Source organism: Pseudoalteromonas sp. AS84 (assembly GCF_038900255.1).
Lineage (GTDB): Bacteria > Pseudomonadota > Gammaproteobacteria > Enterobacterales > Alteromonadaceae > Pseudoalteromonas.
The window spans coordinates 40,731-65,467 of sequence record NZ_JBBMQY010000006.1; the positions used below are offsets into that span (position 1 = coordinate 40,731).

14 protein-coding genes and 1 tRNA gene are annotated in these 24,737 nt (G+C 38.3%); 7 read left to right on the forward strand and 8 right to left on the reverse strand.

The window, feature by feature from the left end; all coding sequences use genetic code 11:
* Window positions 1-4: 4 nt before the first annotated feature.
* From rfbA to WNY79_RS08360, 6 genes are all read right to left on the reverse strand, one after another.
* Window positions 5-877 carry a glucose-1-phosphate thymidylyltransferase RfbA gene (rfbA, locus tag WNY79_RS08335; protein WP_342875637.1) on the reverse strand — a complete coding sequence of 291 codons (873 nt, stop codon included), beginning with the start codon at window positions 875-877 and terminating at the stop codon, window positions 5-7.
* Between the two features lies 1 nt (window position 878).
* Window positions 879-1,982 carry a dTDP-glucose 4,6-dehydratase gene (gene rfbB, locus WNY79_RS08340; protein WP_342875638.1) on the reverse strand — a complete coding sequence of 368 codons (1,104 nt, stop codon included), beginning with the start codon at window positions 1,980-1,982 and terminating at the stop codon, window positions 879-881.
* A gap of 72 nt (window positions 1,983-2,054) precedes the next feature.
* On the reverse strand, window positions 2,055-3,023 hold the full coding sequence (locus WNY79_RS08345) for a Wzz/FepE/Etk N-terminal domain-containing protein (RefSeq protein ID WP_197116368.1): 969 nt from the start codon (window positions 3,021-3,023) through the stop codon (window positions 2,055-2,057).
* 126 nt (window positions 3,024-3,149) lie between these two features.
* Window positions 3,150-5,828, reverse strand: coding sequence for an SLBB domain-containing protein (locus tag WNY79_RS08350; protein ID WP_342875639.1), 2,679 nt, complete (start codon window positions 5,826-5,828; stop codon window positions 3,150-3,152).
* A 122-nt stretch (window positions 5,829-5,950) separates the two neighbouring features.
* Window positions 5,951-6,733: a DUF481 domain-containing protein gene (locus WNY79_RS08355; protein ID WP_024597834.1), complete on the reverse strand. Its 783-nt coding sequence runs from the start codon at window positions 6,731-6,733 to the stop codon at window positions 5,951-5,953.
* A 180-nt stretch (window positions 6,734-6,913) separates the two neighbouring features.
* Complete coding sequence (locus WNY79_RS08360) at window positions 6,914-7,732, reverse strand: mechanosensitive ion channel domain-containing protein (protein ID WP_197184527.1); 819 nt, start codon at window positions 7,730-7,732, stop codon at window positions 6,914-6,916.
* Window positions 7,733-8,018: 286 nt separating this feature from the next.
* Here WNY79_RS08360 and WNY79_RS08365 point away from each other — a divergent pair.
* The 7 genes from WNY79_RS08365 to WNY79_RS08395 all read left to right on the forward strand — a co-directional run bounded on the left by WNY79_RS08365 (window position 8,019) and on the right by WNY79_RS08395 (window position 22,349).
* Window positions 8,019-8,094, forward strand: a tRNA-His gene (locus WNY79_RS08365).
* A 320-nt stretch (window positions 8,095-8,414) separates the two neighbouring features.
* Complete coding sequence (locus WNY79_RS08370) at window positions 8,415-9,740, forward strand: hypothetical protein (RefSeq protein WP_342875640.1); 1,326 nt, start codon at window positions 8,415-8,417, stop codon at window positions 9,738-9,740.
* Window positions 9,741-9,752: 12 nt separating this feature from the next.
* Window positions 9,753-10,874, forward strand: coding sequence for a FecR domain-containing protein (locus WNY79_RS08375; RefSeq protein WP_170072616.1), 1,122 nt, complete (start codon window positions 9,753-9,755; stop codon window positions 10,872-10,874).
* A gap of 39 nt (window positions 10,875-10,913) precedes the next feature.
* Window positions 10,914-17,633, forward strand: a complete 6,720-nt coding sequence (locus WNY79_RS08380; protein WP_342875641.1) for an Ig-like domain-containing protein — start codon at window positions 10,914-10,916, stop codon at window positions 17,631-17,633.
* A 9-nt stretch (window positions 17,634-17,642) separates the two neighbouring features.
* A complete protein-coding gene (locus WNY79_RS08385) occupies window positions 17,643-18,476 on the forward strand; it encodes an MBL fold metallo-hydrolase (protein ID WP_342875642.1) in 834 nt (277 codons plus the stop codon).
* Between the two features lie 20 nt (window positions 18,477-18,496).
* Window positions 18,497-20,716, forward strand: coding sequence for an adenylate/guanylate cyclase domain-containing protein (locus tag WNY79_RS08390; RefSeq protein ID WP_342875690.1), 2,220 nt, complete (start codon window positions 18,497-18,499; stop codon window positions 20,714-20,716).
* The gene (locus WNY79_RS08395; RefSeq protein ID WP_024598030.1) at window positions 20,688-22,349 is read left to right on the forward strand and encodes an HD domain-containing phosphohydrolase; all 1,662 of its coding nucleotides are present in this window, start codon (window positions 20,688-20,690) and stop codon (window positions 22,347-22,349) included. Before WNY79_RS08390 ends, WNY79_RS08395 begins: the two co-directional genes overlap by 29 nt.
* A 281-nt stretch (window positions 22,350-22,630) precedes the next feature.
* On the opposite strand, the gene WNY79_RS08400 is transcribed toward WNY79_RS08395, so the two are convergent.
* Both WNY79_RS08400 and fdx read right to left on the reverse strand, forming a co-directional pair.
* Window positions 22,631-24,058, reverse strand: coding sequence for an NAD-dependent succinate-semialdehyde dehydrogenase (locus WNY79_RS08400; protein WP_342875643.1), 1,428 nt, complete (start codon window positions 24,056-24,058; stop codon window positions 22,631-22,633).
* A 337-nt stretch (window positions 24,059-24,395) separates the two neighbouring features.
* A complete protein-coding gene (gene fdx, locus WNY79_RS08405; protein WP_002958430.1) occupies window positions 24,396-24,734 on the reverse strand; it encodes an ISC system 2Fe-2S type ferredoxin in 339 nt (112 codons plus the stop codon).
* Between the last annotated feature and the right edge of the window lie 3 nt (window positions 24,735-24,737).

Below are 24,737 nucleotides of genomic sequence, written 5' to 3' on the forward strand. Positions count from 1 at the left end.
AATTTCAGCTGGCAATACTTTTTAAATACTGCCCGTAACTATTTTTTTCTAGTGGCTTAGCGAGTCTTAAAACGTCTTGCTTTGTTAACCAGCCATAATTTAATGCAATTTCTTCTAGGCAAGCTATTTTGTATCCTTGTCGCTTTTCAATTGTTTCTACAAATTGAGCCGCTTCAAGTAAGCTTTCATGCGTGCCAGTATCAAGCCAAGCAAAGCCGCGACCAAGTATTTCAACATTAAGCTTATTTTGCTTTAAATAAATTTCATTTAAGCACGTTATCTCTAGCTCACCTCTATGCGAGGGCTTAACTTGTTTTGCTATTTCAACAACAGAATTATCGTAAAAATATAAACCGGTTACTGCTAAATCAGACTTTGGTTTAGCTGGCTTTTCTTCAATGGAAATAGCCTTTTGATTCTCATCAAATTCAACAACACCAAAACGTTCCGGATCTTTTACTTGATAGCCAAATACAGTCGCTCCTAGTCCGTTCTTAGCATTCTCAACCGCATGCTTTAACTTAGGTGAAAACCCTTGCCCATAAAAAATATTATCGCCTAGCAATAAACAAACGTCGTCAGAGCCAATAAACTCTTCACCTAAAATAAACGCTTGAGCCAAGCCATCTGGGCTTGGTTGTATCGTGTAACTAAGCTCAATGCCAAAGCGTGAGCCATCACCTAATAATCGTTTAAATGATTCTTGATCTTCAGGTGTAGTAATAATTAAGATTTCACGTATTCCCGCTAACATCAACACAGAAAGCGGATAGTAAATCATTGGCTTATCATAAATTGGGAGTAACTGCTTGGATACACCCATAGTAATAGGATAAAGGCGTGTACCGGAGCCTCCGGCAAGGATAATTCCTTTCATGCTATTTTCCTTTAGCTGTCATATTTATTTCGCCCAGACGCTCACGCTGATATGAACCATCTTGTACGTTTTGACACCACGTTTGATTATCTAAATACCATTGAACGGTTTTACGTAGGCCTGTTTCAAAGGTTTCGACCGGTGTCCAGTTTAGCTCTGCACTCATTTTTGATGAATCAATAGCATAACGTCTATCGTGACCAGGGCGATCTGCCACGTATGTTATCTGTTCTGAGTACGGGGAGTCCTTAGGCACTAAAGTATCTAGAATACTGCAAATACTTTTAACAACTTCAATGTTTTGCTTTTCGTTATGGCCACCAATATTATATGTTTCACCAATTTTACCTTCAGTTACTACCTTATATAAAGCTCGAGCATGATCCTCAACGAATAACCAATCTCTAATCTGATCACCTTTTCCATAAATCGGTAGTTTTTTACCTTCAAGGGCATTAAGTATTACTAATGGTATTAATTTTTCAGGGAAATGATATGGCCCATAGTTATTTGAGCAATTGGTTACAACTGTAGGAAAGCCATACGTACGTAGCCATGCACGAACTAAGTGATCACTAGATGCCTTACTTGCTGAATAAGGACTGCTTGGTGCATAAGATGTTTGTTCAGTAAACAGAGGTAGCGCTTTACCCAACGCATTACCAGCTTGCTCATCTGGGTGAGGTAAATCACCATACACTTCATCAGTAGATATATGATGAAACCTAAAAGCTAGCTTTGCGCTATCTTCGAGTGAATTCCAGTACTCGCGAGCAGCTTCTAATAAAGTGTAAGTTCCTACAATATTGGTTTGGATGAATTCAGCGGGGCCTGTAATTGAGCGATCAACATGGCTCTCTGCAGCTAAATGCATTACAGCATCTGGCTTGTGCTTGGCAAACACACGGTCTAGGGCTACACGGTCACAAATATCAACTTGCTCAAATGCATAACGCTCATTACTATCAACTGATCTTAGTGACTCTAAATTACCTGCATAAGTCAGCTTATCGAGATTGATAACCAAATCTTGAGTATTATCTATTATATGTCGGATAACGGCAGAGCCAATAAACCCTGCACCACCTGTTATTAGTATTTTCATTATTATATTTCCAGCATCACCTAAAATAAACTATGTACAAATTATATTTACTTCATTGAACTAATATACTTGTTATTGAATTTTATTTTCTTTCTGCCCTAGGAAAGCTCTAGATAAAACAAACATCATACTCAAGATACCACCTAAAAAAATAGCTATGACACAAATTAGTGCACGCTTAGGGCCATTCTTTTCTTCTGGTACTAATGCTGGATCAATAGTTTTGAATATATACTCATCACGGACGTTAGCAAACATAATGGTCTTTGTTTGCTCTTCAATTAATTTATATAATACGATACGTATATCAGCTATCTTTATTTGATTTAACTGTTTAGTTAAAAATTCGGTGCTTTTATTAGCCTCAATAACGTCTCGCTGCTTCATACTTTTATTTATATCATGTATTAACCAGGTGACCCATTGCTGCGCGACTACAGGGGATTGATGCTCAACGGCTAGAGTTATCATGCCCGTTTCTGAATCAACATCTACTGAGATGAGCTTACTTAATACTTTATAAGCCTCTTGCATTGAAGGCTCTGATTTTTTAGGTGCTTTTACGGCTCGCAGCCAATTTTTATTTTGTGGGTTATAAATCTCGGTGTTGTAGCTTAAAGTGTTTGTAACTAAATTCCATGATTTAACAGCCATCAGATCAGGCAAAATATTATGCTTTTGAATAAACTCGCTGGTAAATTTTCGTGACTTTAGGACTTCAAGCGCCATTTGAGTTTTATCAACACCTCCACCTGCCCCTAAACTAACACCGGCTAAACTTGCCAAGCCTCCAAACTGACCCGCCAATGCCCCTAAGCCACCTTGTTGCTCTTGCTCTGCAGGAGCAAGCAATGCTTCAGATTTATAAATATTAGGCTGATTCATAGCGTAAAAAACTGACGATACAGCAAATAACGCAGTGATCGCGATAATAAACCATTTACCTTGCCAAATTGCTGAAAATAATTCTCGTAGGTCAATTTCGTCATCAGCGACTATTTTCTTATTGATTTGTTTTGGGCTATTTAAATTATTTTCCATGTAAATCTCATGCTCATTCTACGCGGCATAAAGCCCCGCCTTCTTAAATACATGCGAGGCATAAAACCCCGCCTAATTGTAAATATTTGCTTAAATACATGCGCGGCATTAAGCCGCTCATGATTATTAAATGCTGCTTATTGCTGCGACTGCCACACCTAATTGATACAGTATTTGTGTTGCTGTGCTCCAAAGAGTTAGCTTATCCATATGGCCAGCGTCCATTGGTATAACTATTGTATCGCCTGGTTCTAACTGCTCAGAACTATTAGAGGCAAACCACCCTCCCGTATTCGGTATTTTTACCGAGCCATTGGCTTTTATAATGTAAATACGGTCCTCGTCAGCGCGCTCTTTTAAACCACCGCTTAAGTTAATGTATTCGTCAACGCTTACGCCTTGCCTATACAAATGCGAGGTAGAGTAGTTAACTTCGCCTATTACACTAATCGAATCGCGTTTACTTGGCACATAAAGTGTGTCGCCATTTTGCAGTACTAAATTTTGTTGATTATTGACTATTTGTGGAAGGTCGATAACCAAGCGCCCTAAAGCCTCAACGCTTGCTAAATCATTAAGTAACTTATCCATTTCTTCATATGAGAGTGAATTACTACTCACTGAACTTTCAAAGCTTTTTGAAGCTATATCACGGCGAAGTTCTGTAGATAAACGTGCTAACTGCTTTTCCTCTTGTTCTTTAATTGACGCACGAGTAAATATTGCAGCTTTTTGCTCTGCAAATTTTGAAAAACCACCTGCACGCTCAAGTAATTCAGTTAGCGTTTCACCGCGGCGTATAGTGTACGTACCAGGAAATTTAAGCTCGCCTTTTAATTCTACTTTTACGTTTTCTTGCCAATTTGGAATAGCGAATACGTTTATGCTGTCTTTGCTTTGTAACGTAATATTACTTTGAAGGTCGCCCTTCATGGCACTTTCAAGGTCAAATCTTAAGTGTTCTATTTTAGAACCATCGCTGGCTACAATACGTGTAATTTCAGCTTGTTTTACGTAGGCAGACTCTAAAAGGCCACCGGCTGCTGTTATTAAATCACTTACTTCACCACCAATCATTAGTGGATAAATACCAGGAAAAGTAACGTTTCCGCTAATCTCAACTAATTGCATAGCTTGCTGCACTGATGCTTGCTGCTTAAATTTAGCAATAATTGGCGCTAGTAAGTTATGGCGGCTAAATAATGCGTAATCTTCGGGTTTGAGTTCTTGGTCTTCTTCTTCTTTTGCTTTACGTTTAGAAATTTCAGCAATTGTTAGTATTTTATTGTCTTCAAGAACAAGCTCTTCGTCTTCTTGATTAACGCCAATATATTTTTCGAATTCTTTTTGCTCAAACTTATGCCATTGCTCTGCTTTTTGTTGCTGCTCTTGTTGCTCTTGGCTAAGGGCCATATTTGCTAGAGCTGATTGCTCTGCTTCTTTTTCTTCAAAACGGCTAAATACAACAATTTTGTCATTAGTTTGAAGTTGTAAGTTATTTTCAGGATTTTTAATAATCGCTTGAGCAACGTCGAATTGGTGTGCTTCTATATCGCCGTTTATATTTATTTCGCGGATTACGAGTCCGTAGCTTAAATCTGCTTGCGGTAGTAAGTCACCACGTACTGATTTAAGTACATCAGAAATACGCTTACCTTGGTGCCATTGATAATTACCTGGGCGTGCTACCGCACCAATTAGACTAACCGAATTTTGATATTGCGAGCTAACTGAATTAAAGCGAATACGGTCGCCATCTTGTGGAATATAGTTAATTTGCGATTTTGAAAAATCTACCGAGAGTACTTCTTTACGATCGAAGTTAAAGCGCTCTACAATTGCACTTTTGGCATAGGCATTTGGCTTAAGACCTCCGGCCATTGCTAATAACTGCTTGGCAGACTCACCTTTTTTAAGTTCAAATATAGCTGGGCGTTTTACTGCCCCTTCAACTCTTACTTGAGCACCAACCGATGGAATAAATACAGCATCGCCCGATTTCAATACAATATCATTGCTGCTATCGCCATTAATAAGTAAGTCGTAAAGGTCAAAATTTGCAACTACGTTACCAGCTCGTTTAACTTGAATGTTACGAAGAGAAGCAATATCTGATACACCACCGCTTACAAATAATGCATGCGACACAGTTGTTAATGAAGAAACACTGTAGCTACCCGGCTTGTAAGCCTCACCGAGCACTAAAATACGCATGCTACGAAGTTGACCAAGCGATACAAAAGCTTTTACACCTATTACCTCTTGCTCTACTTTTACTTTAACTAGTTCTTTAATTTCTGCAAAGGTTAAACCTGCAACTTCTACAGGGCTCAAATCAGGGATACTAATACGCCCTTCACGGTCAACTATGACTTCAAAGCTGTCACTTTCTTTGCCATAAAAGTTGATTTTTAACTGATCGCCAGGGCCTACAATATAGGTATCTGGTACTGCAGCATTTTCACTCGGCATGAAAGTAGTTGGTTCACCTGCAAACAGCTCGTAACCATATGGCTTTAATTCGTCTGCTTTTGGTTTGAACCGTTCTTCATCTGTTAGCTGCTCTTTCTCTGGCTCTGCGCGCTCGCCAATACTGTTTTGTTGCTCTGTATTATTTTGATTATTGGATTGGTTTGTACCGGTGATTGTTGAAACATCAACACCGTATTGTTTTGCTAGGGCTTCTTGCTGAGCTTTTGGCAGCTTTTTAAATTGCTCAATTTGAGAAGCTGTTGGCGTAAAAGCCAAAGTACTAAAACTACAAAGTAGAATAAAAGCACTAATAAATTGTGTAAAAACTTTCACGAGTAGGTATATCCCTAGGTCTACAACCAAAATTGGTGGCTATAATACATTAATTTTGAGCAAATAAAAAAGGGACTTTCGCCCCTTTTGTCACTTTAGTGTCATTAACTTAGTTACATTGGTTAAAAACTGTAAACCAACGTGAATGACGTTTCAGTATCTGTACTTTCTTTATCATCAGCAACGTCTGAGTTGTTGGTAACATTAAAAGCTACTTTCATTTGTAGCGAGCCGTTTATTTTTGCAAGCAATGCAGTTTCTGAACGAGTTTTAGTGTTTGTATCACCGTACTCCACAGCAACTAATTGGGTAAAACGGGCACTTTCAGAAATTTGCCAGTTGTAATCTAACTTACCTAAGGCAATTACTTCGCCTTCAAACTCGCCAGCAAGAGAGTTACCGTTATCATCTATTTCAGTGCTGTCATCTGGGTATTCAAAATATTTATAACCAGGACCAACTTCGGCGCTTAACCACATTGTCTTTTCGTTTAATAAACGTAGACCGTAACCAGCAGAAATTACCGACTCACTTCTATATGCTCCAAAATAATCTGAAACGTGTGAACCATAAATGAATAAATGAGAATGATCTTCATTTAATTTGTAATTGCCTTGAGCAGAAATTGAGTACTTTTCGTTAGTGCGCTGCTTATTTTTGTCGCCATCAGCATCTTCAACTTCATCTTCTTTGTAGATGCCGTCTAGCTTGTATTCGTTGTTCCAGTTTTCAAGGTTGTGTTGTACCTTGATACCACCTTTTAGTGTGGTTGTTTCGGTATTACCACTAGTGATAATAGCACCAAGTTCACTGGTAACTTCCCACGTTTTTTGATCTGCGTCTGCAGCGAATGCATTTGTTGCAGCAGAAGCTGCAACTAAAACTGATAAAAGCTTTAATTTCATTAAAAAATAACCTTTGTATGAATGTATATCTATTTTATTAAAGCGTTACTTGTTAGAGCAAGCTAAATAGCTTATTAATTAAATTAAAAATTTTCATGCAGAAAATCCACATGAAAATTTTATAAGCAATTTTACTGCTACAACAATTAAGAAGAACCTTAATTTAATAGGTATTTAAAATTAGTCTTGCTTGTGTAAATGAACATCCATTTGCGGAAATGGGATGGCAATATCTGCATCATCTAATGCAATTTTAATATTTTCCATTAATGACCAGTAAGTAGGCCAGTAGTCTGCAGCGTTAACCCAAGGGCGAACAACAAAGTTTACGCTAGAATCACCTAGCTCAGATACAGCTACTGTATAAGCTGGGTCTTTTAGTATGCGCGCTTCTGCATCTAATACAGATTTTAGTACTTCTTTTGCTTGGCGTAAATCAGCATCGTAACCAACACCAATAACTAAATCGATACGTCGAGTAGACTCTCGCGAGAAGTTAGTAATAGCACCAGACATTATTTGAGAGTTTGGTACGATGATTACTTTATTGTCTGGAGTACGAAGCTCAGTTGAAAATATTTCGATTTTCTTAACAGTACCCATTTTACTACCAGCTTCTACAAAGTCACCAGATTTAAACGGACGAAGTAAAATAATTAGCACGCCTGATGCAAAATTAGATAGTGAACCTTGTAATGCTAAGCCAACAGCTAAGCCTGCAGCACCTAAAATAGCGATGAACGAAGTTGTTTCAATGCCAATTTGCGAAAGTGCCATTAATATGGTTACTGCGAACACAAGAGTGAACACGATGCTAGCAACAAAAGATCCAACTGCCTTATCTACTTTCTTCTTAGCAAAACCTTTTTCAGTTAAGTTAGAACAAAACTTAGCAACACGACTACCAATTAAAAAGATAACAAGCGCAACAACAGCTTGAATACCATAATGTAAGATTAGGCCTGAGTTTTCGTTAAGCCAATTAAGTACTGAATCCATATTTACTCCAAATGTTTTTTATTAAGCGTTTTCCGAGCATTATTATACATTAATTTACAATTTATTCTCATGAAATAATGAATTAATACTATTAAACATAACTTCATTCGATTTTTTAGGGGTAATTCTGTGCCAAATATATCCTCTGGTATGGATAAATATTAGTTGCCCAACGCTGATTACATTTGCATGGTTTAAATTATTTTAATTTATTTCACTTTTGGGCTTCACAACATTTATTATTTTATGTATTATGCGCGCCACACCAAACAAGGTGTGTGTAGTGGCGGTTGTAGCTCAGTTGGTAGAGCCCCGGATTGTGATTCCGGTTGTCGCGGGTTCAAGCCCCGTCAATCGCCCCACTTTTTCTCCTAGTAATACCCTTTATTTATATTTTAATAATCTCCCTAAATTATCTTTTTATATCCTATACAGCATATCTAACCTTTGTTACCCAAATTAATTACTATTCTAAGCTAAAGCAGTCTATCAGCAACCTCCCCTATTTTAATAAGTGTAATTAGAAGATTTATTAAACAAGTATTTAGCCTAAATTAAATAACATTTATTTAACCAATGTGATTACATTGGCTGTACTTAAGTACAAAAAGTGCTAAATTTCTAGTACATACATCTCTTTTTATACAAAACATCAAACTTCTACTGGGATATAAAATTAAGCATGATTAAACAGGTTTTAAGAAATTTACTGTGTAGTTGTTTAGCTGTAATGAGCTTTAACTCATTGGCTCAAAGCAATGATGAATATAATAAGCTACTGATTGAACTTCAAAAATTAGTTTCTGAAAAAAAATATACTCAGGCTTATCAAAAAAGTAATAGTGAATACCAGTACCTGGGTGAACCCGTATACGATTTTTTACTAGGGATCTCTGCCCTTAATACAGGACATCCGGCGCCAGCTGTATTTGCCTTTGAACGTGTGGTTGAAAACAACCCAAGGTGGTATCAAGCTCGCTTGTATTTAGTGCGCGCTTATTTAACAGTTAATAATTTACCTGCTGCTGACACACAAGCTTTAATACTGATTAACTCACCTAATACACCTAATAACATAAAATCTTCAGCACAGTCGTTACTTGATACAACCACACTTAAAAAACAAGAAGCTAGGCGTTCTTATAAGCAAAATATTGAGCTTGCCCTTGGCGTTGATGGCAACGTAAATGCAGGTACGGCAGAAGATACAATTATAATTCCTAACATTGGTGAATTTTTATTATCGCCAGAAAGTAAAAGTACGCAAGACAACTATGCGCGACTAAATTATAGAGGAAAGTACTCCCACCCTATAGATCAAAAGAGTTTAATCACTTTGAGTGTTAATACTGGGTGGTACAAATTTGCAGAACTCAGCCAATACGATCGTATAAACGCGCACATTAATGCTGCTTATCAATATAAACAAAATGACATAAGTTGGTTTGCACAAGTATCGACGACTCCATTAATGCTTGATGGCGATCTTTATCGTACTGAATCAGCTTTAACAGCAGGTGCTAATTATAAGCTGAATAAACAAGTTAATTTATTTAGCTCTGCGACTGCTGGTGTTTTGAATAATAGGTTTGATGAAAAGCTCGATAATTCGTTTTATGCATTAAATGCAGGTGCTAGCTATGCAACTAATCAATGGTTTCAAAGTTTAAGCGTTAACGCCAAAAACGAAAAAGCCGATATTACTGAAGGCGAATTTAATAGCCGAAATATTACTAGCTTGTACTACCAAGCAAACACTCAGCTGGCTCAACATTGGCAGTTGTTGTCTCTTGCTGGATACCAATGGATTAATTATAAAGAAGATCACCCTTTATTTTTACAAGAACGTGCCGATAACCTCTTTATGCTTTCGACTACTGTTCGCTATTTAGTTAATCGTGATTTAGCAATACAGTTGGCTGCAAACTATCAAGATAAATCCAGTAATATTTCTTTATTCGAATATGACCGTTTAGATATCAATTTAAGCGCTTCTTACTCATTTTAATTTAAGGTATTTATGAAACATTTACTCCCTGTAATTACCACTTTACTGTGTGTAAGTTTTTATACGCAAGCAAATGATCCTGCTGGTAAAACTATTTTAGCGCGAGGCTCAGTACTTGCGGTTGATGGAAGCTCTGAACAACAACGACAGTTGCAGCGCAGAGATACCGTTTTTGGTGTAGATCGCATTACGACTGGAGAGAAAAGTAAAGCGCAGTTTTCGATGTCGGATGGTGGTTTAATCGCTTTAAAAGAAAATTCAGAACTAAATATTGCTAACTACGAATTTGATGCTAATACCCAACAAGGTTCTGCTTCTATTGAGTTACTTAAAGGTGGTTTACGCTCTATTTCAGGTGTAATTAAAAAAAATGGCGGCTCTTATAGTGTAAAAACTCCCGTGGGCTCTATTGGTATACGTGGAACACATTTTGAAGTTCAGCTCGTTGAAGGCAATGTATTTTTAGCTGTATGGGATGGCGCAATAGATCTAACTTTAGAAAATAATAGCGTAGTTTCTTTGGGTGATAACGAAGCATTTTCGTTTGCGCAAATTACAGCTTCAGGTGAAGTATTAAAAACGACGCGTGCGGCACGTGTGTTTGATCAAAATATTGTAACGATCGATCCTAAAGATGACAACGAAGAAGAAACTGAGCAAGTAGCTGCAACTGAAGTTGAAGTAAATGCCTTTGAAACAGATACAGATGCTATGGATGTATATTCTGAACAACAATTTCAAACAGTTAGCAGCGCGTCTTTAGTAGATCAAATAGCTCAGCGCCAAGGTGTATTTAACTATGAAGCATCAAGCTTTAATGTAAATTCGAGTGTGGGTGCTGTTACTGACTTTGCTATGACTATGGCTGTTGATTTTGATAATGGCACAGTGCCTGATGGCGAAATTAGTTTTAATGACGCCGGCGGAAATTGGTATGCGGCTTACAGCGGTTTAATAAATTTAAGCGAACTTGACCTAGCCGTTACATTTGCATCCCATGGTAACAATAAAGCCGAAGGTGATGTTGAGGCAATATTTTTGAATGACTTAGACAACATTACTGGCAACTTTAATCTTAACGAAATAAATAATCCGGATGTAAATGCTAGCGGTTCTTTTAAATTAGAACCATAAACACATTGGATACAAAGCTTTTATTATGGAGTATTTAAAATGACAGCAAAGAATATATTTTTGCTTGGTTCTATGGTGTTTTTGTTAAGTGCTTGTGGAGGTTCAGAAGAAAGCCCTGCTCAAGAGACTATACAATCACCTACAGCTGAAGTATTAACGCCAACAGTGACTAGCTATATAAATTTAGCTGGCGTTATAGCAAGTAATCAAACCAAGAATACAAAAGTTTTAGGTGCTGTCACTTCAAGTAGAGGAGTTGTTGGATCAAGCATAGCCAATACGCGCACTAATATTGTTTTTTCACAAATAAACGAAACCGTGCAAGGCAATGTTTCTTTTTTACTTGAAGCTTCGGATGCGGATGGCATTGCTGAAGTTAATTTAGTGCTCCCTAGCGTAAATAAAAGCATATCACTGTGTTCTTCTGATTGTGGTTTTGACTACGAAAAATCAATTATAGGCCTCAGTCCTGTGCTTTATGGGGTAACTCCAGGAGAGATACGCCTAGAAATATGGATAACTGACACTTTAGATAACCAAGTCCTTGCTGATGCAATTACTTTTAACTGGCAACCATATCAAATTGAAGGGGTTACAGCTCAGCGAGACGAAGATAATATTAATCTTTCGTGGCAAGCTAACCCCGAACTTAATCGTTATAATGTTTATATTGCAACTCAAGCGGGTGTCTCATCTACTAATATTAATGAGTTAGAAAATGGGCAACAATTTTTAAGTATTCAAGATACTGCATTGAGCATTACCGAGTCATTGACAGATAAAAGTTATCAAGTACTTATTACCGGTGTTGATGGCAGTGGTGAAAGTGGCTTTGCTAATACAATAAACATAGCACCAGTGGGTGGAGAGCTTGCATTTGCGCCAGAAGCTAATGCCGATCAGTTTCAGATAAGTGAAGATCAAACTCTACAAGGCAACGTATTAACAAATGATACAAATCAATACAGTGGCGATTTACGTGTAAATGCTGATGCCTTAATTCTACCGCAGCATGGCACGCTTAATATAAATGAAAATGGGGATTTTACTTATATCCCTATTGCAAACTTTAATGGTGAAGATGCCTTTAGCTATCAAGTTGCTAACGAGCTAGGTATGACAGACACCGCAGTTGTAGAGATAACTATTTTAGCTGTTAATGACGCCCCTATTGCGCTTGATAATACTTATAACATTACAAACAATGGAGCCTTAGTTGTCCTATCGCCTGGCTTACTTATTAACGATAGCGATATAGACTTAGATAACTTAACTGTTGATACAACGCCTGTTAGCGAACCGACAAGAGGACAATTAACTCTTTTTGATAATGGTGGCTTTGAATACCAGGGCGAACAAAACATGCAAGGTGAAGACAGCTTTCAGTATAGAGTTGTTGATGCACAAGGTGCTCAGGCTATTGCAAATGTAACCATTGTAAGTTCAAACACTAACGTAGCCCCAATAACAAAAAATGATAGCTATAGTTTAAGCGAAGATGAAACACTTGTGGTTACAGCAGCCAATGGTGTGCTTAGTAACGATACTGATCCAAATAATGATAGTTTTTCAGTTGATGAAACATTTATTGTAGCACCTACACATGGCCAACTATTGTTAGCAATTGATGGCAGTTTTAGTTATGTACCAGATGCAAATTTTAATGGTGTTGATCAATTTCAATATCAAGCTATTGACGCTTTAGGAGCGACTTCTACAGCGACAGTAACTTTAATAATAAACAGTGAACCTGATAACCCTGTCGCACAAAATGATGCCTATCAATTTAGTAAAAATAAACTATTTGAAGTAACTACGCAAAATGGCCTACTAGTTAACGATTTTAATATTGAGGCTGGCGATTTATCAGTTAATACCACTGCAATTAATACAACTCAAAATGGCGAGCTTACATTAAAAGTTGATGGCTCGTTCACCTATCAGCCAGACTTAGGTTTTATTGGTGTAGATAGCTTTACTTATTCAATTTCAAATGAGCAAGGCTTAACCGCAACAGCTCAAGTAACATTAAGTGAAAGCGGTGTTAATACTTTTCCAGAAGCCAATGACGATCAATATACGTTAGATGAAGACAGCTCTGCATCTCTATTAGATGTGCTAGCTAACGACACTGATGCAGATGGCGATACAATTACTATTTCTAACATACAAAATATTGTTGGAGAAGCGACTATTGTTGCCGGCAAAATACAGTTTACTCCACCAGCAAACTTTTCAGGTGAGATAGTACTAACTTACACTATTACTGATGGCTATAGTGTTGGTAATGAAGGTATAAACGATAGAACAGCAAGTGTGACTATTACAGTTACACCCGTTAATGATACCCCTATTGCAAATGCTGATTCAATAACGATGAACGAAGATGCCCCTGCGGTATTAGTTAACGTATTAGCTAACGACTCCGATATTGATGGCGATATTCTTGCCATAACAGCTGCTACTGCAGATATAGGCTCTGCATCTGTTGTTGATAATAAAATTCAATACACTCCTGTTGCTAATACAAATGGAACAGCAATTATTAGCTACACAATAAGCGATGGAAGCGGCGGTACTGCAACTACAAACTTAACAATTACTATACTACCAATAAATGATACTCCAATTGCAAACGCTGACTCAGCTACAATTGATGAAGATGCTGCCCCAATACTAATAAACGTATTAGCAAATGACTCTGACGTGGATGGCGATAGCCTCACTATCAGCGCTGTCTCGGCAGATACTGGCTCGGTCTCAGTGATAAGCAATCAAATTCAATACACTCCTGAGACTAACAGCAACGGTTTAGCAACAGTTACTTATACTGTAAGTGATAGTAGCGGTGGTACAAGTACAACAACATTAACTATCACTATTACTCCCGTAAACGATGCCCCAGTTGCAAACGCAGACTTGGCTACCATGGCTGAAGATGCTGCGCCAATACTAATAAACGTATTAGCAAATGATTCAGACGTGGATGGTGATAGCCTCACGATCAGCGCAGCCTCGGCAGATATTGGCACAGTCTCAGTGGTTGGCAATCAAATTCAATACGCACCTGCAGCCGATAGCAACGGCTTAGCAACCGTCACTTATACTGTTAGTGATAATAATGGTGGAACGAATACCGCTACGGTTACTATTACGATAACTGCAGTGAACGATGCACCTGTTGCTAATAATGATACCGCGACCATGGCTGAAGATGCAGCGCCAATATTAATAAACGTATTAGCAAATGACTCAGATGAAGACGGCGACAGCCTAACAATAAGTGCAGCCTCAGCTGACATTGGTACGGTTTCAGTAGTTGGCAATCAAATTCAATACACCCCAGCTGCCAACGCCAATGGACTCGCCACAATAACTTATACTGTTAGTGATAATAATGGTGGAACGAATACCGCTACGGTCGCTATTACGATAACTGCAGTGAACGACGCACCTATTGCCAATAACGATACCGCGACCATGGCTGAAAATGCAGCGCCAATACTGATAAACGTATTAGAAAATGACTCAGATGTAGATGGCGACAGCCTGGCGATCACTTCAGCATCAGCTGATATTGGCTCAGTCTCAGTAGTTGGCAATCAAATTCAATACACCCCTGCACCGAATGAAAATGGACTCGCCACTATAACTTATACTGTTAGTGATAATAATGGTGGAACGAACACTGCTACACTCACTATTACGATAACTGCAGTAAACGATGCGCCTGTTGCCAATAACGATACCGCGACCATGGCTGAAGATGCTGCACCAATACTGATAAACGTATTAGCAAATGATACTGACTCTGATGGCGATAGCTTGGTGATTGCTTCAGCCTCAGCTGATATTGGCTCGGTCTCGATAATTGGCGATAAAATTCAATATACACCTGCAACCAATATCAATGGACTTGCCGCAGTAACTTATACTGTTATTGATAATAATGGTGGAACCAATACAGCCACAGTAGCCATTACCGTAACAGCCGTTAACGATGCCCCCGTAGCGTCAGTTCAAATTTTTAGTATTAATGAAAATGCTACAGATGGTGACATTATAGGGACTGTTAGCGCGTCAGATATTGAGAACCAGACCTTAACTTATAGTTTAACTGGCGGTGACACTGCTTTATTTGAAATTAATAGTAGCTCTGGTGTTTTATCAACCGCAGGTGAAAGCCCATTTGATTTTGAAACAACTAATCAATATATCTTAAATATCACTATAACTGATGATGGCACCCCTAATGAAAGTTCAAACGTTAACATAACCGTTAATATTACTGATGAAGTTGAGCTTTTTATACCAACTGAAGATGTGGCATTTGGCCGCCCAATTACAGGAGAGCTTGATCTTTCAGACATTTTTTCTGGTGGCGAATTTAAAGACAGTATAGAGCTTAATGGCAACCTTTATTTTGTTGGTTTTACCAACAATGCTGATAAAGACCTTCTTATTGTCTCTTACTCAAACAATGGTGATATGAATACTGCCTTTAATAACACCGGCACTAAAATACTCGATTTAGATCAAGACGAAGAAGCCACCGCTATTATTTCTGACGGTACAGATCTTTTCATTGCCTATTCTAGTTTTGATGGTACCCATAATGAAGCTTGTATACTTAAAATGGATCTCGCTGGAACGTTAAGCACTGGTTCGGATGATGACGATGATGATGACGACGACGATGAAAGTGGCGCAGATATTCAATGTACAACGCTTAATAGTACTACCGTTATTAATGACCTTGAAATTGATGGCGATAAATTACTGGCTGTGGGCAAACACTTTGACGGCACTCAAAACGATAGCCTATGGATACATTACAAAAAATCAGATTTAGATTTTGAGAACTCTACTCCAGCTATTGTAGATGTTAGCGGCGCTAATCGAGATGATGAAGGCTTTGCCGTTAAGAACTTTGATAAGTCTGATTACTTAGTTGTAGGGAGTGTTACCAATGCAGAGGGAACAAAAGACTCTCTACTTCGTTATTTAAAATCTGATGGCGATAATGACAATAACTTTAATGGTGGCGCTGCACTAACAATTGATATATCTGATAATGATACAGACGACGAACTTTTTGCGGTAGGCGGAGTTGTTGATTCTGAATTTACTGCCTTTGCCGGTGGGTATGTAACAAGAACCAGCGGTGAAAAAGAAGCCGTAGTATTAGCTATTAATGAAGATGGGGAACTAATTACCACTTTTGGCAGTGCTGGTATAGCAATTTACGATGTTGATGGTAATGGCGGAAATGGTAATGGCGGCGCTAAAATTTCCGGTATTAAACACGAACCTATTAACAATGGTATTAGTTTTTCGGGGACTACAGGCGTATCAGCCTCAGAAAAATTATTTTCAGCACGGATTAATGATGAAGGTGCTTTAGATGGCGCCTATGGCACCTCCGGCATTAATATAATTGATGGTATAAGTGGTAAGCAATTTGCCAATACTTTAGCTATCGACTCTAATGACACTATTTGGGTAGCAGGTGTTAACGATGATTCAAATACAAAACCGTTTATTGCAGCAATTGACGACCAAGCCACATTATTTAGTAACTTTGAAACCAATGGTTACTTTACCTTTACTAATTCAGTAGATGCAACTAACGATGAATCAATGCACGTTTTACAGCTTAGCAATGGCCCTGATGCTGGGAAATATATTCTTGCATCAACTGCTAAATCGGGCTCAACGACTAAGTTAGTATTAACACGCTTTACGAGTGCGGGTGATATCGATACTGGCTTTAGCGAAAGTGGCCATAAAGAAATTGCCATAGGTTTGAGTAACTCACGCATCGCTTTAACCGAGCAAAGCGACGGTAAATTAGTTATTGCAGGCTCTAAAAATAGTGAAAATGGTGAAGCGGGTTTTGTAGTTAAAGTTGATCAGTCTGGTAATTTAGACACATCATTTGCAACAGACGGGGTATACACAAGCTCTGTAAGTGGCGCAGAATTGGTAAACCTGACAGATATTGCACTTGATAATAGCGGTAACATTACTTCTGTTGGATCAATCGTAACAAGCGGTACTCCTAGCCCAATCGTTATAATGTTAACGCCAGAAGGCACCCTCGAGCCTAACTTTGGCACTGGCGGAAGTATCATAGGCTCAGCCTTTGAGTACTATAACCGCGTACATACCGACAATGCAGATATTTTCATTGGTGGTAAATCAGTATTAAGTGGCACTTCAAAGCTAATTGCATTGAAGCTAAGCTCAAACGGTACTGAGGTCTTTAAATATGTAGGTGAAGAAACCACAGATACCGACAATAAAATAGTGCGGATTTTAACTGACACAACCGGGAAGTTATATTTAATAGCAAACCTTATTGATTCGCCAAATAAAGCCAATGTTATTAGGTTGCTTGTTACGGGTGCGCTTGATACTAGCTATGCTGTAAATGGTGTCGGTGAATATACCTTGGCATCCAGTGGTGACACTGAGCTAAATGGTGCAGCGCTCAATAGCAGCAATCAACTTATTTTAGCCGGCAAGGCTAACGATAAAGGAATGTTAGCGCGTATTTTAACTAACGGTACTTTAGATAATACGTTTGGAGCCAGTGGTGCCGGATTTTATGAAGCAAGCCAATGTGCTAGTACACATGTATTTACTTCAATCATTCTGCAAAATGATACCCAAGTTGTTGTAAGCAGCACCTGTAATGATACTAACTCTAGCAATGTTAGTATTTCTAAATTCAATTTTGTAGAAGATGGAGCTTAGCCTTAAATTATGAAAGTTGAATTTTTTGGTGTTAGAGGCTCAATGGCTTCAGCTGGAAGTAATACCCACATTTTTGGGGGAAATACCTCATGTGTGTACATTGAACAAAATAATGGCAAAGATCTTATTTTAGATTCTGGTACCGGTATTGTAGAACTCGGTACACGTTTATTAGAAACACAAAGCCCTATCAATATTTTGCTAACACATAATCATTGGGATCATATTCAAGGGTTTCCTTTTTTTAAACCTATATACCAACCCAATCGCGATATAACTATTGCTGTGGGTAACGTTGATGATAAAAAAAGCCAAGATGCCATATTAAAGCAAATGAGTGGTTCGTACTTTCCGGTGTGTTATCAAGATTTACCTGCCAACATTACGCTTAATACTGATTTATCGTCTCAAAAGCAATTTACACTTAATGGTTTTTTGGTTTCGACTGCTCCACTAAATCACCCAGGTGGTGGTACTGCTTATTGTATTAAAGCGGATGAAAAAAAGGTGGCTTACGTTACCGACAATGAGCTAAACCCGCCAGAAAAAGCAAAAACAAGCATTAGCGAATGGGTCAACTTTATTGAAGGCGCTGATTTACTGATTCATGATGCTCAATTTATAGATGCAGACTTGCCTCTTAAACATGGTTGGGGGCATAGCACTATAGATCAGGTTGCTGAGCTGGCTATAAAAGCGAGTATTAAAAATGTGGTTATTATTAGCCACGACCCATCAAGAACCGATGAGCAGTTATCAGCTATAGAAAAATACCTACAAATAAATTACGCAAAACAAGTAACGATTGAATGTGGTCGAGAAGGACGAGTTTTTGATTTTTAGCCTATCAAGGAGCGTTACTCATTAGTTCCTTAAAACCAATTACTTCAAAGCACTTTTTCATTGGCGCTGTTATTACATTATTAATCGCATCAATAGAGCTATTTTCAACTGGGTCGCTCGCAAAGTTAGTTAACCGCGTAGAAGGTATAATATACGACTCTCGGCTTTTACTAACACTTTCAGAGGCGCCTAGGCGTATTGATGAAACCGTTGTAATAATTGATATCGATGAAAAGAGCATGCAAGAACAAGGACGCTTTCCTTGGAGTCGCTCAAAAGTAGCTGACCTTGTTACAAAGCTTACCGATGCAGGTGTTATTGTTATTGCATTCGATATATTTTTTTCTGAGCCGGAAGAAAATCCTGTTACAAAAATCATGTCCGAAATACCCAATTTATCAAAAAAGTACACTATACCCTTTGCTGAAATTACTAAACAAGTCGATGCAGACTCAAAGCTAGCAAGCGCATTATCTAAAAATGATACTGTTCTTGGTTTTTTATTAATTGATGAACAACTCACAAATCAAAACTTGCCAGCTAAAAGCAGTGTTGTATGGGCAAATGCGGATCATACTAATTCACAAATAAACCACTTCCCTGGTGCTATTGTAAATATTCCTCAGTTACAAAATGCGACAACGGGTACCGGTTTTATCAATGCACATAGCGATGAAGATGGTTTTATACGTAAAGCAGCTCTTGTAAATCGAGTTGGCGATAAGCTCTACCCTTCTTTAGCACTTGAAGTTGCTCGGCTGTATACCCTTGCTGAAAACATAGAAACCCGTTCCAATATGTTAGATGGTATAACCTTATTCGAAGGTATAAAGTTTCAAGATAAGTGGATTCAAACTGATGAGTATGGGCAAGTATTAATTCCTTACAAAGGCCGTGCGCATAGCTTTCCTTATTATTCGGCTACCGATATTTTGACCCAGCGAATTGGCTCAGAGGAATTAGAAGGCACTGTAGCGTTTATTGGCACATCGGCAATTGGGCTTGCAGATTTAAGATCAACACCGGTTGGTTTGCAGTACCCTGGTGTTGAAGTACATGCCAACATATTTGAAGGGTTAATGCACCCAGAACTACTTCCATCTAAACCTAATTGGTCACTGGGAGCAAGCTTACTCATCATTGCATTAACTGGTAGCGTATTGTCGTTTTTTAGCCACGGTAAGAGCGCACGTTTTATTATTATTTTGTCTCTTATAGTCACAAGTGTCGTTATATTTTCAAACGTTTATTTATGGTCAGTACAAAAAATTAGTTTACCTTTATTAATGCCTCTTTTACTCATCATTATATTAGCGGGTTACTATATCATTGTTGGATCTATCGCTGAGATGAAGCACAGCCGAAAAATAAAATCGATGTTTGACCAATATGTACCTCCTGAGCGTATAGACCAGATGATATTACAAGGCAAAAGTTTATCTCAAAAAAGTGAGCGAAAAAATATGACGGTACTATTTGCCGACATCCGTAGCTTCACTTCTTTATCCGAAAGTATGTCACCTCATCAATTAAGCGACTACTTAAACGAATACCTTACAGCTATTACCAAAATCATATTTGATCATAACGGAACTATTGATAAGTACGTAGGCGATATGGTGATGGCATTTTGGAACGCCCCACTAAAAGATGAAAACCACGCTCGCCATGCTGTTGAAGCCGCAATGGCTATGATAAACGGGTTAACGCAAATAAATCAGTTATTTGCAAAAAGCAGCCAGCCTGCAATAAAAATTGGTATAGGCTTAAGTACTGGCGACATGAATGTAGGTGATATGGGATCGGTTTACCGTAAAGCCTATACAGTTCTTGGTGATACTGTTAATTTAGGTGCTAGAGTAGAAAGCTTGACCAAATTTTACGGCGTAGCTATTCTTGTTACAGAAGAGACTATGAAGGAATGCCCTCATATTTCATTTCGTTTAATAGATAAAGTGCAAGTTGTCGGAAAAACAACGGCGGTACAGTTGTTTGAGCCTATAAATTTTATAGATAAGCTCGATGAAGAGCAGTTAAATGAAGTTGAAAAATCACAGCAAGCCATAACTCTTTTTTATAATAAAAAATGGCCACAAGCACTTAGCTTATTTAAAGAACTACAAAGCACGACCGTATTTAGCTCTGACGTTTATAGTATTTTTATCGAACGTATTAAGGGCACTGATTTGCAAACACTCGCTAAGGATTGGAATGGTGCCTTCAAACATACTAAAAAGTAGTAAACATATGCGACAGCACATTATAGATAAAACAAATCTTCAGCATTTTATCGATATTAGCATTAGGCTAACAACAGAAAAAAATTCGTCTAAGTTACTTGATGAAATACTGCAAGTTGTGATGTCGATAGCAAATTCTGATGCTGGCAGCATTTACTCGATTACCCCAAACAAACAACTCAAGTTTGAAACGGTAATAAATAAATCATTGAATCTCTATTTAGGTGGCACTTTAGGGAGCCCTGTTGATTTTCCTAATATAGATCTTTTTATTGATGGCAAACCAAATGAAACAGCTATTGTTGCTCACTCCGCGAACTCTGGCGAAGTGATTAATATTCCTGACGTGTATGATGCCCTGCCCTTTGATATGAGCGCAGCTCGCAAAATGGATGCACGCACGGGTTATCGCTCTGAGTCCATGCTAACAATCCCCTTGAAAGATCATGAAGATGATATTATTGGTGTCATTCAGCTTATAAATGTTAAAGACGAGCAAAATAAAAATATTCCTTTTAGTGAAGAACTCGCCACTTTAATTCGATCTTTTGCCTCTCTAGGCGCTATTTCATTAACTAACTCAACACTGATTAAGGGAATGGAAGATCTTTTTTCTACCTTTGCTGAAACAATTGCAATGGCAATAGATGAAAAATCACCTCATACCGGCGGCCATTGTAAAAGAGTGCCAGCGCTCACATTAATGTTAGCTGATGCAGTCCATGATATAGATAAAGGTCCATTGGCTTCATTTTCGATGAGTGAAGCTGACCGCCATGAACTTGATATAGCAGGCTGGTTACATGACTGTGGGAAAATCGCGACTCCCGATCACATTATGGAAAAGTCGACAAAACTAGAAACTATTTTTGATCGAATAAAATATGTAGATGCTAAATTTGAAATAATTAGCCGAGATTTAAAAATAGCGTATCAGCAAAAAATCATCTGTGCGATGAAGCTGCAAAAACCTATCGAAGTTCAACAATTTGAACGACTACTTGATACCGAACTTAAACAGTTGGCATTAGACCGTGCATTATTACAGCGTGTGAATGTAGGAGGCGAGTTTTTAGGTGATGCAGAACTTGAGCACATTGAACGCATTGCAAACAAATACCAACTCGTTATAAATGATATTAATACACCATTGCTCTCAGCTGATGAAGTTGAAAACTTAACAATACGAAGAGGCACGTTAACCGAAGCCGAACGTGAAGTAATGAAGCGTCATATGGATGTAACTAAAAATATTTTAGATGCCCTACCGTTCCCTAAACACTTAAGCAATGTTACTGAATATGCTTTAGGTCATCATGAAAAACTTGACGGTACTGGTTACCCTAGAGGTTTAACCAAAGAGCAAATGTCGGTGCCTGCAAGGTTAATGGCTATTACGGATATTTTTGAAGCGCTGTCTGCGGTAGACAGACCTTACAAAAAAGCAAAACCGGTCAGTGAATGTTTGTTTATTTTGGGGTCAATGGTTGCTAAAAACCATCTTGATGCTGACATTTTTGCTATTTTTATTGAGTCACAAGTTTATAAAAATTACATCAATGAGTATGCAAATCCTGAGCAGTTAGATGAGATAGATTTTGATAACTTACCAGGCTACACACCTATAAGTTAATAGTTATAAAAGCGCATTTCCATCTAAAAAGCTTTATTGCAAACAAAACTATTCAAACAAAAAAATGCCACCTTACGGTGGCATTTACACACGGGGTTATTTCTACTTATAGAAATCCTTTTACTTTTTATTTGTTTTTTAGTGTTGTTTTATTAACAAAAAATATGGTCATAAAGGTAGCATTAAGCGCTTTATGTAGCAACCGTAAAAGAAAAAGTTCATTTTTCTGCCATATTTCTGAAATAAACCAAAACGCAATTAAATTCGCTTCTAAAAAATAGCTATATCTTTATACACACGTATTTTTCTTCTAGGTATTCATCAAGCCCTTGATGCCCGCCTTCACGGCCTAAGCCCGATTGCTTAACGCCACCAAATGGTGCAACTGGGTTGGATATAACACCTTCATTTACGCCGACCATACCAAATTCAAGCCCTTCACTAACTCGGTAGACTTGCTTAATGTTTTGGCTGTAAAAATAAGCTGCTAGACCAAATGGTACATCGTTAGCCAAGGCAAGCACTTCGCTTTCTTCGTCAAAAGGAATAACCGTTAATACTGGACCAAATACTTCTTCGTGGTAAATATCCATCTCGGTAGTTACGTTATTTACTATTAATGGGTTTTGAAAGCTGCCACCTAAGTCACTATTATCGCCAATCAACGTAGCGCCTTTATCGAGTGCGTCTTGTACTAACTGTTGTACTTTCTCTTTGGCTTTAGGATAAATGAGTGGACCAATATCGACATCGTCTTCAAAACCATTTGCCACTTTTAACGCTGCAACCTTAGGGGTGATTTTTGAAAGTACCTTATCGAGAATATTACGCTGTATAAAAATACGGTTTGCTGCAACACATGCCTGCCCACTATTTCTAAATTTAGCCGCCATTAATCCTTCAACTGCTTCATCTAAATCTGCATTATCAAAAATAATAAAAGGAGCATTACCACCGAGCTCCATTGATGTACGTTTAATTGTGTCTGCACATTGCGATAGTAACTGCTTACCTACACCGGTAGAGCCGGTAAATGTAAACTTACGCACGATTTCTGAATCAGTCAGCATTTTACCGACTGTTTTGGCATCTTGTGAAACCAATACATTAAATGCACCTTTAACAAAACCAGCTTGGTCGGCTAGATGAGCAAGCGCAATAGCACATAGTGGCGTGTGTTCAGAAGGTTTAAGTATAAAACTACAGCCCGCAGCGTAAGCTGGAGCTACTTTACGAGTAACCATAGCAACAGGAAAGTTCCACGGCGTTATACCCGCTACAACACCTACAGGCTGCTTAAAACTAGTTAAACGATGCGAGTTATCTGTTGGCGGAATTACATCACCGTAACTGCGCTTGGCTTCTTCTGCAAACCATTTGATAAAACCAGCACCGTAATCAATTTCGCCAAGCGATTCTTTGAGCGGCTTGCCTTGCTCTTTGGTCATTAGCTCTGCAAGAGTTTGTTTGTGCTTTATAACTAGCTCATACCAGCGCATCAACGTTTCGCTTCGCTCGGTCGCATTCGTAGTTTTTAACTTAACAAAAGCCCCTTGAGCTGCAGTTATTGCGCTATTTATCCCCTGCTCGTCAATATCGCTTACATCAACAATACTTTTTTCGGTCGCGGGATCGTTAACGCTAAAGTGCGTATCAGTTTTATAAAATTCGCCGTTAATAAATGAGTCTGAGAAAGTTAAATTATTCAAAATAGATCTCCTAAAGGCTACGTATAAAAATTACAGGTACGTGTTAATTTAGTAACAAGCGAGGTGTAAAACCTCACCTACATCAACACACGCCAAACTTGTAGGTGCGAATTTATTTCGCGCTTATGCAACATAGCGAGGTATAAAACCTCACCTACATCAATACATATACCAAACTTGTAGGTGCGAATTTACTTCGCGCTCATGTAATTTGGTTTTAATGCAGCTTTAATGCAAAATAAAGCGAGATATAAAACCTCACTTACAAAAATGAACGCATACAAACAAAAAAGCCGCTGTATCAAACAGCGGCTTTTAATATATACATCGTTAAAAACTAGTGCTCTTCATTAACGATATTGAGATTGTACTTAGGTATTTCAACCACCAAGTCCTCATCTCTTATAATTGCTTGGCAACCAAGACGTGACTCAGGCTCTAAGCCCCATGCTTTATCTAGCATGTCATCTTCTAGCTCATCACTTTCTTCAAGTGAATCAAATCCTTCACGAATCACTAAATGACACGTAGTACATGCACACGACTTTTCGCAAGCATGCGCAATGCTAATACCATTTTTAAGCGCAGCGTCGAGTACTGTTTGGCCTGTAGGTGCTTCGATTGCAGCGCCGTCAGGACATAATTCAGGATGTGGAAGAAAAACAATTTGTGGCATTCT